Source organism: Spirochaetales bacterium (genome assembly GCA_016930085.1).
Classification (GTDB): Bacteria; Spirochaetota; Spirochaetia; order SZUA-6; family JAFGRV01; genus JAFGHO01.
This window is the reverse complement of the sequence record JAFGHO010000049.1, coordinates 1-14,740: the sequence shown is the minus strand read 5'-3', so window position 1 is coordinate 14,740 and position 14,740 is coordinate 1. Positions and strand designations below refer to the sequence as shown.

The 14,740-nt window shown below is 47.4% G+C and carries 7 protein-coding genes; 1 reads left to right on the top strand and 6 read right to left on the bottom strand.

The features are described 5' to 3' along the window. Positions 1–194: 194 nt before the first annotated feature. From JW881_07970 to JW881_07950, 5 genes are all read right to left on the bottom strand, one after another. The gene (locus JW881_07970) at positions 195–1,574 is read right to left on the bottom strand and encodes a sigma-54-dependent Fis family transcriptional regulator (GenBank protein MBN1697435.1); all 1,380 of its coding nucleotides are present in this window, start codon (positions 1,572–1,574) and stop codon (positions 195–197) included. 215 nt (positions 1,575–1,789) lie between these two features. Next, positions 1,790–1,927 carry a hypothetical protein gene (locus JW881_07965; protein ID MBN1697434.1) on the bottom strand — a complete coding sequence of 46 codons (138 nt, stop codon included), beginning with the start codon at positions 1,925–1,927 and terminating at the stop codon, positions 1,790–1,792. Further along, the gene (locus JW881_07960; GenBank protein MBN1697433.1) at positions 1,928–2,596 is read right to left on the bottom strand and encodes a DUF2202 domain-containing protein; all 669 of its coding nucleotides are present in this window, start codon (positions 2,594–2,596) and stop codon (positions 1,928–1,930) included. Positions 2,597–2,886: 290 nt separating this feature from the next. Further along, positions 2,887–5,361 (bottom strand): penicillin-binding protein 1C, encoded by a 2,475-nt coding sequence (pbpC, locus tag JW881_07955; GenBank protein ID MBN1697432.1) that lies wholly within the window; start codon positions 5,359–5,361, stop codon positions 2,887–2,889. After that, positions 5,345–10,906: a hypothetical protein gene (locus JW881_07950; GenBank protein ID MBN1697431.1), complete on the bottom strand. Its 5,562-nt coding sequence runs from the start codon at positions 10,904–10,906 to the stop codon at positions 5,345–5,347. Before JW881_07950 ends, pbpC begins: the two co-directional genes overlap by 17 nt. Before the next feature lie 340 nt (positions 10,907–11,246). On the opposite strand from JW881_07950, the gene JW881_07945 reads away from it, so the two are divergent. After that, entirely contained in the window at positions 11,247–12,206 is a 960-nt protein-coding gene (locus JW881_07945; GenBank protein ID MBN1697430.1) for a hypothetical protein, read from the top strand. A gap of 44 nt (positions 12,207–12,250) precedes the next feature. Here JW881_07945 and JW881_07940 read toward each other — a convergent pair whose 3' ends face one another. Next, positions 12,251–14,464 carry an endo-1,4-beta-xylanase gene (locus JW881_07940; protein MBN1697429.1) on the bottom strand — a complete coding sequence of 738 codons (2,214 nt, stop codon included), beginning with the start codon at positions 14,462–14,464 and terminating at the stop codon, positions 12,251–12,253. Positions 14,465–14,740 lie beyond the last annotated feature (276 nt).

The window sequence follows — 14,740 nt, the reverse complement described above, 5'->3', positions numbered from 1 at the left end:
CCATCATGCTGCCGGTTGAAAAATAAGTGTCACCGGTTGAATTCCAGCAGAAAACATCTTGTCCCATGGAGGTTGTCCGCATAGGCATCAATATATTTATTCCCATAATGGGAATGATTTTCTCTTTTTGGGAAAATAACCCGGCAATAATGAATTCGGACATGTCGCTGCATAGATCGGGATATACTTAAAATTCAGCGGTTACGGTAAAATGTATTTTTGGATATCGATGTGTTTTGTACGGCCGTGCTGATGTCGCCGTTGAAATGTGTGATGATTTGTTTTAGAATAGGTTTTTCGATATCCTTTAGGGATTTTTTTTCCCTGATTATGTATTCGGCGATACTGTGGAAAATATCTTCATTATGCGGTTTGATGTTGAATAAAAAATTAAAATCGCCGGGTTCAAGTTTTTCGGCCTCCTCATCCACTAGTATGAGAGATCTTTTGATTGCATTCTCCAGTTCACGGATATTACCAGGCCATGTATAATGCAGAAGAAGGCTTAATGCTTCGTCACTTATATCAATATCCTTATGATACATTTCTTCCGAAAAGAGTTTAGTAAAATGAAATATCAACTGTCTCAGCAGTTCTTTTCGGTTGCGTAAAGGAGGAACAGGCAGGTGGAAGGTATTTATCCTGTAATATAAGTCCACCCTGAACTGGTTCCGATCGAGTAATTGCTGCAGATTTTTATTAGTCGCCGTTATAAGTCTGAAATCTATAGGTTTTGTTTTGTTGCTTCCCAGTCTCTCAACCTCTTTTTCCTGCAAGACTTTAAGCAGTTTTATCTGAAGCCGAAGATCGAGTTCTCCTATTTCATCAAGAAAAAGGGTTCCGTCGTTTGACAATTCGATCTTTCCCGGTTTTGACTGATCGGCTCCCGTAAATGCCCCTTTTTCATAACCGAATAATTCACTCTCTATCAATTGCCCCGGCAAGGCAGCACAGTCGATCTTCACGAAAGGCTTATCCGCCCTTCGACTCATTTCATGGATCAACATGGCCAGAACGTTTTTACCTGTTCCCGTTTCACCTGTAATAAGAATGTTTGCATCGGAATATGAAATTTTCCTGAAGTTACCGAAATACTCATCAAGCTTCGGATCTAAAAATAACCGGTTTTTACTCTGTATATTAATTGTATCCCGAAGGTCCCTGTAAAGCGCTTTATAGTCCGGCTGATCTTTCTTTTCTCTGCATATTTTTATAGCCCGGTTGAATATCGTCTCCAGAGAATCCAGAGATAGAGGTTTTTCCATTACATGCTGTATAAGCGATTTATTGATAAACTGTTCCAGGAGTTTTTTATTCGCATAGGCGGTCAGCAAAATACCGTAGCCATAAGATTTCATTTTTTTGGCATTGATCAGTAATTCAAGGCCGTTCATAGTCTGCATTTTGTAATCCACAACAGCAATATCAAAATACTGCTTTTTAAAGGCTTCAAGTGCCTTCACGGGATTCGAAAATATCGTGATCGATAAATAATCGAAGTAATCTTTTATACTTTCAAGAATGATTGATTCATCGTCAACGACAATGATAGATATATCTTTTCCATCTTCCATTTATGGCCAGAATATCATAATAAAATCGTATATTCAATTTAAAAAAATATTATGCGGCTATTACGGATTTACTGGAACAACGGCTATACGAATATATCATTATGCGGTGTGGAAGGAGATTTTAATAAAACCATAAATAAGCCGGTATTATTCCGCCTGTAACATACAGGTCTTCCCCATATAGCACATCGCTGATGAAAAAAGAAACCGCCCCCTTACCCGATATTCAGAAAGTCACTCATCGCATTCCATTGATGGTTGACCGAACGGCTTTGATAATCGAACCGGCCGCTTTCATGGCCGTTCGCGTTCCAATACCATTTAAAAAAAAGCCCCGCGCGCGGGGCTTTCATTCACCTTCCGAGTATCTCGTCGACCTCTTCCTGAGTAAGGACCTGGGCCTCGTAATTGCCTTTGCCGATGATTTTCTCGATGTTCTTCACGTACGACCGCAGGTGGTTCTTCGATCCGTCAAGGAGATGTGTGAGCATCGTCCGGATCGCCTTCACGTCCGTGCATGCAAGGCCGCACCGGCAGGTGCCCGAAAGATCGGCCGTCTCCAGGATGACTTTCGGACAGGAGACGATATCGAGCATGTCGAGTTCCTCGATAAACGCGCCCACATACAGCGCATCGAGCAGGCTTATCCTGCCGCGGGACACCAGCGTATTGTATTTATCCGTGAAGTACCAGCCGTACTCTTTTCCGGTGAACACGCCGATGCTTTCCGGCAGGATGTTCGCTCCGGGGTTGGGATCGGGAATCCCGAATTGCTCGAGCATGTCCCGGATCGTGTCCGTATGGGTCTGCTCGGATTGCGTCCCGATCGTGGTGAAGACGCCGGATTGCGGATAAAGGGCCGCCATGGTCAGGTAGACATCCCTCGCCAGTTTTTCCTCTTCCCGCATGAAGATCAGGTGTTGTATATCGCCTTCATCCGGGCTTGCGGCAAAAACCGGCACCGCCATGCAGAGAACCGAAAGGGCAATGACAATGGCGGCAATTGATTCTGTTTTTTTCATATGTACCTCCTTTTTTACCTTATGTATATCCGATCCCTTTCAATGGATCACTCAATATAACTATACTCGATGGCGGTTGGGGCGGTTTCAACTTAAAGCGAAAGGAGAATGAAACCGACCGGTAACATCGGTTTTTATCATTTGCGGTAAATGGGAATCGTCCGGGATGTTACAGGAAAGCGGATGACGGCGGCCGGTATTCCGGGAGACTTTCGCGAAAATATGCGATACCGGTCGACAGCGGGCTGTGTCTCTGTTTTGACCGGGGAGCACGTATCCATTTCGTCGGGTCAGCCCTTCATCCTTTTCACAACGGTGAAATGATTCGTGAGCACGTTCCCTTCCTCGTCTATCACGACAAGCTCGTGCTCTCCCTCCCGGGGGAAAACCCCCATCTGATGAATGGCTTTTGTCTCGCCGAGGTACTCGCCGTCGAGATGCCAGAAAACCGTTGTATCAGGGCTCCGGTGCGCGATTTCAAACACCGTTTTGCCGGGGGTACCGTCGAGTTCCAGGGGAACATAAATGTTCGTTTTGTTCTTCGCGGGATAGATAAACTCCATCCTTGTATCAACATGGTCCGGAAAGGGGGGCAGCACTTTGTATGAACTGTTCCGCTTTTTAAAATAATACTCCTGTACCGGGGGGAGTACGAACCACTTTTTATGAACCATTTTTGAAACGGGATACGTCGAACTATTCACCTGATATGCTTCCTTTTCATCCAGATGGACGATCCTGTGGTAGCAGCAGGGGTAAGAAGAAAGACCGCGGGCGGGGATTTCCGTTATGATAGTATCCTCACAGGATTGTGATGCCAGCATACCGCTTTTTTTGCATACCGCAGCGAATACCATATCGGTCCACGGTTTTGTAAACCAGTTCGTATGGGGCAGGATGCCGAAAATGTCGAAGAGGATCGGTCCGGCGATATGGATCCCTTTTATTTCGGGTCTGCCTTCCCCATCGGCATTTCCGACCCATACCCCGACGACATAGTCCGGCGTAATGCCGATTGCCCAGCCGTCCCTGTTTCCATAGCTGGTTCCCGTTTTCCAAGCGATGGGCCGTGACGATGCATATCGATTCCAGTTGCTTTCCTCGTCCGGACGGACAACCTCTTTCATTGCGGAAAAAGTGAACCAGATGGAAGCAGCGCCCAGGAGACTCGTGTCCGATTTTTTTCTTTTTTCTGGATCCGCCGGATTACCGGGAACGGGCAGATAGGTATTCCTGATGTAATCCTCATGACTGTATCCTGAAACAGGATAATGTTTGAGTACCCGCGCCATTGTCGCGTACATAGCGGTCAGATCCCAGAGGGTTGATTCCGCGCCGCCGAGGATCAGGGATAATGAATAATGGGAGGGGGGATAGGGGAGTGTCATGCCGAGTTGTGCGAGTTTCCTGTAGAATTTGCGGTAATCGTATTTTTGCAGCAGATACACGAACGGGATGTTCAGTGAACGGGTCAGCGCCCTGCTCGCCGGGATTGCACCGTCGAAGGTTTTTGCAAAATTCATCGGGGCAAATCCCCTGTAAAAAAGCGGAATATCCGGAACGATCTCTTCCGGAAGGATTTCCCCTTCATCCAGCATAAATGCGTATAAAAACGGCTTGAGAATACTTCCCGTACTCCTGTCTGCGGCGATAATGTCCACGGCATTACCGTGTTGTTCGCCGGAAAGCGGTTCCGTGTTTCCCACATAGGCAAGGGCTTCTCCCGTATCGACTTTTATGATCAAAGCGGCCGCATTGTATATTTTCGAGCGAGACAGATGTTTGTAATGCTTGCGGATGATCGAAGCGGTAAGATGCTGCAGCGCGGGATCGATACTGGAAATAACGGAGGTTCCCCCATGTCCGTCTTTTATCATCCGGTCGAAAAGATGCGGGGCTTTTGCCGGGATGGGATAGGGGGTTCCGGGCAGCGGTTCTTCTTTTCCCAGGGTACATTCCGTTTGTGTAATTATCTTTTTCTCGCAGAGCCTGTCCAGCAGGCGGTTGCGTTTCTCGAGCAGGAGGCCGCGGTTTTTGCCGGGATGGATCATTGCGGGATCATTCGGGAGAACGGCAAGCAGCGCCGTCTCCGCCCAGGTCAAATTATCCGGCTGCCGCCCGAAATATCTCCATGACGCTGCTTCAATACCCACGACATTTCCGCCGAACGGAAGATTCGATGCATGAAACGCCAGTATCTGGTCTTTGGTGTACATGAGTTCGAGTTTCAAGGCAAGAAGGGCTTCCATTATTTTTTCCGTTATAATTCTCGGCTTTCCTTTCCTGGAAAGCCGTATCACCTGCATGGTGATGGTGCTTGCTCCGCTAACGATTTCACCTTTTTCAATATTCCGGCAAAGGGCACGCGCGATTGCGAACGGATCGATCCCCGGATGAACGTAGAAATTTTTATCTTCAAAAAGTATAATGCATTTCCTGAATTTTTCGGGCACCTTCGTCACCGGGGGAAACCGCCATTGCTCGTCCCGGGCGATCCGGGCACAAAGCAGGTTCCCCTTGCCGTCTTTCAGAACGGTCGAATAATCCCCTTCGAACAGCGGCTGCTCGAGCGGTAGAAGGAGAATGAACGTAAAGAAAAAAAAGCATGTCAGAAAGGCGCCATGCCACTTTTTATTGATAATTCCTTTCAATTGCTTTATACGGGATATCACCCGGCATTGCACTTCCCGAATATCCATTAATGACAGGAGATATCGTTTTAATCGTTTCCCGGTCTGTACGAACCATTTACTCGACAATAACAATGTTTCTGCCTTTTTTACTCGACGTTATCCCGTTATTATACATGGCCTTGCAATTTATTCCCGGCATATAGTATTCACCGAGGTATGCCGCATTCACCATTATCCGGAACACCTTGCTTTCATTGGCCGCCAGGTCAAAGTAGGTATACACCCTGTCGTCCCGTATATCCTGGTATTCCGGCTTGCCGAATCCGGAGTAATCCTCGATATCCTGAAGGCGGAGGTTCAGTATTTCCCATCCGGAGGGGAATATCTGCGTCAATGCAAGTTCTTCCAGGCTTCCGTATATACCCGGGTTCTTTATTTCCGTTTCTATAAAAATATCCGTTCCCTGGGTGAATTTGGAGAGATCCCTAATAACGGTACCGTCTTTCAATTTGTATGTGACGTTCATGGATATCCCCTTTTCTTCATCGAGCTCCTTCCCCTTGAGTGGTATTCCCATGGAAGTAAACCGTGCATACACCGGTTTTGTCTCTGTATTCTTTACGGTGAAGTGTGCGGACAGGACCGGCAGTTCCGTCGAGACAAAAGGTGTGTCGCCCTGGAGGGTTCCTTTTTTACTGCCGAATGTATAATCACAGGCGATATGGTCACCCGTTCCCTGTCTTGACCCGAATTTGGCAATCGCGATCAATGCGTATGCGGTGGTCTGGGTGCTGTGCCATTGGTCGCTTCCCAGGTTTTCAGAGATTTCTTTCAGCAAAGTAAATCCCATCTCCCTGTTTTCCATCAGCACAAGCGTTTCAAGAATCATGGCCTTGTCCCTCAGGGCGGATCCGTAGGTGGCGGAAGTGACCTGGTAATCCCGAACGGAGGTATCGAGTTTGTATTCATCGATTACCTGTTCCGCGATGGGTTTTTTTCCGGCAAGCACATAAGCGGCGGCGAGCCGCCACCGCACACGGTTGTCCAGGGTTTGTTTTTCTTTTAGGCGGTTCATCGCCCCGAGGTTGGGCCTGCCGTAAAGGGCGAGGGTATAAAGACGGTATGCCTGGTTGATATCTTCATCGAACCCCCGTTTACTATCCCATCTGTTTGCCGCGGACTCCTGGTAATTGGCCCAGTCGCCGAGCATTCCCGGCGGAACATTGTATCCCTTGTTTTTAGCCTCGAGCAAGAAATGCCCGGCGTAGTTGGAACCCCACGGCGATGCATCCGTATCGCCGGGCCAGTATCCGAAACCGCCGGAGGGGGTTCTGAACGATTTCAGCATATCGATTCCCGCGTTGATATTCCTTTCTATTTCCGCCGCCTGGTCGGGGGTCAGGTCGACAATCTCGTCGAGATACACCTGGGGAAAAACCGACGACGTGGTCTGTTCGATACAGCCGTGGGGGAACCGGATTAAAAATGAAAGCCGCTTTTCCAGGTTCACCGGCGGAAGATAGGAAAGTTCGAGGGTCATCTTGTTGGTTCCGGGAATGCCGATGGGATCGATGTCCATCTCCCATGCTTTGCCGGATTCAATGAGTGCCTGATAAACTTTCGTTTCGGCGGGATTTGACGGCCTGACATCCATCTCGACATCATAGCCTGTTTTTTCCTGCCCCCATTGCGCCGTGATAAAGACCTTTGCGATCCCGATTTCTTCCGGTGTGGTAAGGTCGAAATAGACGAATTTTTCACCCGGTTTTGCAAATGAGATCCTTTGACTTGCCTTGCCGTCGAGATGTAAGGGACCTTCCGTTTTTACACCGATATCGACACTCTTTATCCCTTCTTCCATTGCGAACACATTGACCGGCAATTTGATTTTTTCACCGGGACCCAGTACCCTGGGGAGTGTTCCGAGCACCATTACGGACTCTTTCACGAATGATGTGGCCTCCGCGTTTCCGTACGCCCCTTCATATGCCGCCACGACCATCGTTTTTACCGAACCGATATACCGGGGCATAATAAAATTGTGGTTATTCGTTTTGCCCGGGGCAAGATAAAATGGTCCGAAGAATTTTACCACCGGTTTAAAGCGCTCCGCTTTCTGGTCTTTGGGGGGAAGAATTTCATCACCCCCGCCCCCGATGGCGAGCAGGGGACCGAAATGGTCGCTCAGTATGCCGATTACTTCATCGTAGATATCCCATGTTTTAATTCCCAGCGCTTCTTTTGTATAAAAGCCGGACCAGGGGTTGGGGGTATCGAAGTTTGTTATATCCAGAAGTCCTTCATCGACGACTGCAAGGGTATATGCCATGGGCTTTCTCGTTTTTTCCTTTATGACGATGGAAACTTCCTTTTCAGGGGCAAGGGTATCGGCAATACCGATTTCCGGCTGGAGTTTTGTCTCGGGATCGATCACCTTTACGGGAAAAACCCCGTAAAGCCGGACAGGCAGGTCGTTGCTCACCTGCGCATGAGGCTGGACAAGCGTGACATGAATATAAACCGTGGGCGACATCAGGGAGGTAATGTCGAAATCAAAGGTCGTTTGTCCTTTTTTTGTCTGGACCCAGAAATTCCGGACTATTTTGCTCCCCGTCTCAAGGCTTACAAGGGCCCGTCCGTCCGCCGACACCGGAATCGTCACCTTCGCTTTCTCTCCCACGGTGTATTCATTCTTGTCCGAGTAGAATGAAAGCATGGTCGCTCCGGACAGCTCGCCTTTTTGTGCACTGCCGGCCCACCCCGGCCAATCGATATAAAATATTTTTCCCGCGGCATGTTTTGAGTTCGGATCATATACTCTGATAAAGTACCGTCCCCAATCCGGGTAATTGATCCTCAAACTCCATTCTCCTTTGCCGTTGACGGTATCCACCACCCCGTTTGAAATCCTTTGGCTGTATGACCGCCCGATATAACTTGAAAGATTTTCACCGGATTGATCCCACCACCATTTCCAGGAGAGTTTGTATACGGATACTTCCAGTCCTCTTCGGGAGAGGGGTTTCCCCCGCGGGTCGACGGTGGCAATCTGAACCTTATGATCTTCATCGGTCAGCAGCATTCCCCGGGATTTGTCTCCGGGCGGGAGTTTTATCCCGGTAAAAGAGGTATACGGGTAATAGGGCAGGGTTACCTTGTCGATACTGAAATCCCCCCCCTCTTCATATACCTTTCCCATAAAAATCGCTTTTAATGCGCCCGGGGCATTGTCGATTGTCACCGGAATAAAGGAAAAATATCCCTTGCCTTCTTCCGAGAGATTGTCGTCGAATACGGTTTCTTTTTCCGGATAGTATTCCCGTGACGGATCGTCGAAACTGAATCCCGGATATCCGTCGAACGATGTGAGCATGGGGTTGAGCAGAAGCGTAAATTCCGCGCGCAGGTTTTTTGCCGGTGCCCCGTGAAGCCATGCCGCCTCGATGGTTCCGGTTATCGATGTATCAAGGGCGGAAAGCCGCTCTTTTCCGAAGTCCAGGTTTATCTTCAGCCTGTTCGGTTTTATTGTCTCGACTTTGATATCCTTGCTGAATATTTCACCGCCGGCGCGGATACGGGCTTTCCAGTCGCCGGTGGGGTCATCGGGATCAGTTTTTACCGGAAAAGAATAGATTCCGGCGATATTTTCAGTTTTCACGATCCGTTCTTCCACCTGGGATTTCGGATTGACCAGTTCAAAAATTACGGGATGATTTTCCGGGAGTATTTTCCCTTTATCCTCGAGGATAAAGTTGAGATACATCGTGTCTCCCGGCCTCCATACCCCCCGTTCTCCGTAGATAAAGCCCTTGAGGCCCCGTCTTGTACTGGAACCGCCGACATCGAAATTACTCATGGACAGGGAGGTTCCGTCATCCACCCGGAGATACCCCCGTTCCTTGCCGCGTCCGGCAATGACGGCAAAGGGTATGCTGTCGGTATTTTTTATCTTGATTAAAGCATAGCCGGATGCATTTGTTTTTTCTGAAGCGATCAATTGCTGCTGGAAATTATAGACATCGATATCGATCCCGCTCAATGTATCCGTGTTTTTTATATCCGTCAGAAATACATGAAGTTCCCCGTTTTCACCGCCTTTGGCAATGATGCCGAGGTCGGATGCGAGTAAATTCGTCGTTATTTCCCTCTGTTTCCCGTAGTATGCGTCTTTACACGGATTGTTTCTGTTTTCCCAGTAATCCTCGTCGTAATAGTAATCGTCCCAGTAATCCCAGTTTGACCTTTCCTGTTGTGAATCCCAATTGTCCTTCAGCATTTCATCGGCAATGACGGCCTCTCCGGTATCCGTGCAATAGTAAATCGATTGCGATCTTCTGAAATTGACTCTTACCTGGTATAACGATCCGGGTTTGACCTTGATGAGGTCGGAAAAATCGAGGTTGAACCTGTTCCATTCATACAGATCCTTTACCTCTTTGTGTTCAAGCGGAACCGTTTTATACAGAAGGGGTCTTCCCACCCGCTTGATTTCCCTGTCGCCGGTAACATCCCTGTTAACCTGCAAAAATTGTATGAGATTGTTCTCATACACTTCAATCACGGACACATCGACCGCCTTCAGACTGATCGCTTCAAAGGGAATGACGAATCCTTCCGTACTCGGGAGAATGCCGCCTTTTTTACGGACCCAGCGAACCTGCGGGGGTTCCTGTTTGAAGGTTACGGATAATTCCACTTTTTCACCGAGTTTCGAGCCCGTCACATCCTTTAATTCATTGTTGATGGTAACGTTCAATGTATTTCTCGCCCCTTTTGACGGATACAGGCTGATAATATTCTTTTCAATAAACAGGGAAGGGCTGACATCCCCGTCGACGGCAATAATCCCGGCCAGCTGCTGTTTTTCATCCAGGGGCATGGAAAATTGCATATCCATATGCCGTTCGCCTTCCAGAACAAGCCGGAAATTCAGGTATTTGAAAACCTCTAGTCCGTAGATATCGACAAAGGTATTTCCCTTTTTATTGACACCGATAGGATCTCCTTTCCATTCGATCTTAATTTTATAGGTCTTGTTTTCACGAATCAGATTTTCTATTCTAAATGTGTGTTTGTTTTCATCCAGTTCATGTTCCCACAGAACGGATAATTCTCTGTCCTTTCCCTTTACCGTAATAATTCGTTTTACATTGTCGATAGAAGCCCAGTCCGCAGTGGTAACGGTCCCGGTAATTGTCTGCTTTGTCACGGCATCACCGGAAAAAAGAACATCGCCCATGACGACATCAAAGTCCTGTCTAAACACTTTAAATGAGAACGGAAATGAAGAAAGTTCTTCCGGTACATCGAAAATTTTCGACAGGGCGAGCTCGCAGTCATACGAGACCCCGGACGGAAGTTTGTCGTCGGGGTAAAACCGGATGACCCTCGGGTCGTCCCATATGGCTTTTCCTTTTACGGGAGGTTTTATGATGAGGATTCCCGGCGCCGCCTCCCCGTTTTCCAGGGCGATGTCCCTGTTTTCGAGATCGGCATTGGATGCAAGCCGTACGGTAACCGGCGATGTGCAGGAAACGGAGCCAGTCGTATATTCCGAAATATAATTGATATATAGCAGGTCGTCCGTTCTTGTTAATTCCTGTCCCGCTTTTTTGGCACAACCGCCGACAAGGATCAAAAATATACAGAGAAAGAGAGAGACGGTGATATGCTTCATTTCGACTCCTTTTCTTTATGTGATATTCATTAATTATTGTAAATAGAGAGTGTAAAATCAATTATTTTCTTGGCCGGGATTTTCGATATTTTTATCGAGACCGCATCCCGGTTCCGTGATTTCGATATATCGCTGTGTCGTGTTCGGTTCCGTACCGCGCGTCTGTAATGAACGTTTTGATATATGTAAAAGCTTCTGAGACGGGAAATAATGAAATAAGGGCACCTCAATAACCCTGCTTTTAAGGTTTATTGAATCGTCGATAAGTTTGCTTTTTTATTCAAAGTCTTTTAAAATTTCACTATCAACGGTCATTAAAAGAACATTGACGGAGGGAGCTATGAAAAAAACAATACTGTTTATATCGGTATTAATCTGCCTTTTTTGTTATGCGGCCAATGCCCAGTCCGTACTGCAGCGCTTCGATAAAGGGACGTTCTTTATCGAGGAATGCCCGCTTGTTTCTCCGGACGGCAACAGAATCGCCCTGCAGGCGCGCGACAAGGCGAACTATTACACGAACAAGGCGCACCTCTGGATCGGCAGTACGGCAAAGGGTAATTTCGAAAAGGTATACGGAGAACCGGTGGGAAGAATATGCTGGATCAACGAGAACGAGGTCGCCTTTATGGATGCCTCAGCCGCGGTCTATCAATTCTGGCTGAAAGACCCTGCCAAACCCTATATCGTCGTAAAGGCGATACACATCGGGACAAAGAAAATTCGGGAACTCTACCGGCGTGAGATCAGGACGATCCCCGGAAGCGGCGGGCAATTCGAGACCGTCAACCTGTTTCAGATTTCGAATACGGGCAGGTACCTTCTGATGAACGACAGTGACGGGTTTTTCCTGCATGATATAACAACCGGCGGCCGCCTTCCGCTTGAAAACTTCAGCTACGCCATGTCGGGCAGGTCACGGTTCAGGTTCGACAAGACCGATACAAAGGCGATATGCTTCGACGACGGTGAAAGGGCCTATACCGTCTATGCAATTAATAAAAAAGGGGCCGTTCCCGTGAAAAAGTTCGACAGGAACGCCCTCGGGGGCAGGGAACCGACCCGGTATTTCAGGTTCGACGATACCGGAGGCGGGATCGTCTTTGCGGTCGAGAAATGCTCTGGGAATTGCTACTATGAAATATATTTCCTGACCTTATCATCCGGTGAGATACATAACGTCTGCAAGGTTTCCGGGGGGAAAATATTGAGCCTTGACTGGAGCAGGGACCTCGAGTGGATCGTGTATAACGACAATCACACAAGACTCGTCAAGCAGCAATGCGGGGAGGCGGAATAACCGCTTATTGCCCGATATCCAAAGCATGCGTACGATTTATCGCTTCATTTGAAAATGACGACTCCGAATTGTGCGGTCGACTGCCATGAATCATTTGTCGGATCGTTCCATTTTGAAATGCTTGCCCTGTTGCCGTTTCCCAACTGGTCGTCATTCACCTGCAGGTCGAATCCGATGATGGTTCCCTTGTTCCCTGTTATCGTTCTGAAAGGGATATACATTTCGACCGCGTATCCGCCCGGGATTATTTTTGCCGCGCTGTTGAATCCTTCGACGCTGCCTGTGGAACCGAAGGATGTCTGGTTTTTAAAATTGACCCTGTATTGGGCGTCATCCTGTTCATACGAGGTGGTCCTGTGGTTGTTTTCATCGATAAACACTTCAACGCTGTCCTGACTGTAGTCGAGATCGCTTTTATCGCTCAGGACGGGATCGATAACTTGCAAATAAACACTCAACCCCTTCGAATCCCACATCACCCGGGCGTTCGCCGTTGCGCCGGCAAACCGGACATCTTCGCCCTGAATCCCCAAAATAAAAAGATCAACGGGGAAAGCCGTTCCCTTGTTATATGATGTATCCTTTTCGGCATCGATCACGGGAGTTCCTTCATAAACGATCATTCCTTTGGGCGCCGTATCCAGGTTTATTAATCCCCATAAAGAGGGGCTTTCACTTTCAATCCTATCCCGATGATTCCATTTTAAAACTGCACGATCGTCGTTTTTAATTGAAAAGTCGAATCCGATTTTTACGGCTTTTTTCCCATCGATATGTTCAAACGGGATACAGGCCTCGAAGATATAGCCGTTTTCGGTGATTGAAACGACGGCGTCTTGCGAGTTTTTCCAGCTTTTATCCAGCTTGTAGTGTAAAATCCGGTCATTTTCATCCATCGTGTCCGTTCTGTCGTTTTTCTCATCAATAAAAACCGTTATTTCATCATTCCGGGCGGGTGTTTTGTCGTTAACCTGCGTCAGAATATAGAGATTATCCTTGTCCCACAGGGTGCGGACATTGGCACTCACATCCAACGTGCCCGGAATATTCGGGACATATTCGGTGAACTCCCACAAATCATCGGGTGTACCGTCTATTTCGGGAGTCCCCTCGACCGCCTTTGCCATATTAATCCTTGGTTTTAGTTTTGAGGGATCGACGATTCCCCAATAAAAGGGTTTTGCTTTAAACGCTTCATTAAAAGGTAGCGGCCAGTTCATCCGGTCCGTTTTTTGAAGCCAGGAGTAATCATCGGCAAGTCCCCAGAACGTCACGCTGGTGATGTTTTTGTATTTTTTCATTATTTCAAAAAGGTCTTTTACACGGTATCCCTGCGCGATAAGGAGTTCTTCGGGTATCGTCTCGAAAGACTGCGCCCCGCTTCCATATATATTAATATCGAGTTCCGTTATATGGATTTCCACACCCAATCCCGAATAGACGGCCAGCGCTTCTTCGAACGACTGTAATGTCGGGCTTGTAATCGAGCCGTGCATCTGCATGCCGATACCGTCGATAGGAACACCTTTTTCCCGCATCTCTTTTACCATTCTTATGACGGCGTCTCTTTTACCGGGAATGGTCATATCATAGTCGTTGTAAAACAATTTCGCATCCGGGTCCGCTTCCCGAGCGTACCGGAAAGCCAGTTCTATATATTCCTTGCCCATTATCTGATACCATTTACTGTTGCGCATGTCATCGGGCTTGCCCACGTCAATCGCTTCGTTCACCACATCCCAGGCGTACACATTCCCTTTAAAATGTTCCATAATAGTGTATATATGGTCCTTAAGACGGGTTTTCAGTTGTTCCCTTGATGCAGGATGTTCACTTCCCTTGCTCTCATAAAACATCCATTCCGCCGCCTGGTTGTGCCAGACAAGTGTATGGCCGCGAAACGCGATACCGTTCTCACGGGCAAATTCAAGCAGTTTATCGGCGGCATAGAAATTAAACGTGCCTTCCATAGGTTGAAGAGAAGACGGCTTCATGCAGTTTTCCGCCGTGATACTTGAAAAATGTTTCTTCAATAATGCGATATGGTTCGGATTTCTCAATTTATTGGGTTCAATTGCGGCGCCGATTAAAAAATGATCTTTTACAACGTCTTTCAGTGAAGGAATATCCGTCTCTATCGTGATCTCGACGTCGCCGGCGGCCTTTTCCTGCCGTTGTCCGGTCGCTGCATTGTCCGGGGTCACGCAGGAGAAGAGAAAAAATGATAACAGCAGCAATAAACAGACAATTTTTTTCATTGTATTTCCTTTCATTATCCGGTTTTAAAACCGACCGGTTTTTTACGCGAATTTTATCCTTACATCAATAATAATTGACCGTTTCTTTTCTATCAAGACAGGTAAAGCGATAAAATCGGTTTTGTTGTTTATGTTTTTTCTAAACGGTTCCTGTTGAATAATTGTTTGACGGCATTTTAAAAAAAAATCAAAGCAGCGGTCACTTTCTATGCGTTATATAATGTATAAAACTTTTTATTCAAGGAGCCTCATATGACAGCATCTGTTTTGCATGAG

Excerpts from the sequence above, each read along its gene's own strand:
- JW881_07970 (MBN1697435.1), bottom strand. The coding sequence starts at position 1,574 with ATGGAAGATGGAAAAGATATATCTATCATTGTCGTTGACGATGAATCA.
- JW881_07965 (MBN1697434.1), bottom strand. The coding sequence starts at position 1,927 with ATGAAAGCCCCGCGCGCGGGGCTTTTTTTTAAATGGTATTGGAACGCG.
- JW881_07960 (MBN1697433.1), bottom strand. The coding sequence starts at position 2,596 with ATGAAAAAAACAGAATCAATTGCCGCCATTGTCATTGCCCTTTCGGTT.
- JW881_07950 (MBN1697431.1), bottom strand. The coding sequence starts at position 10,906 with ATGAAGCATATCACCGTCTCTCTCTTTCTCTGTATATTTTTGATCCTT.
- JW881_07945 (MBN1697430.1), top strand. The coding sequence starts at position 11,247 with ATGAAAAAAACAATACTGTTTATATCGGTATTAATCTGCCTTTTTTGT.
- JW881_07940 (MBN1697429.1), bottom strand. The coding sequence starts at position 14,464 with ATGAAAAAAATTGTCTGTTTATTGCTGCTGTTATCATTTTTTCTCTTC.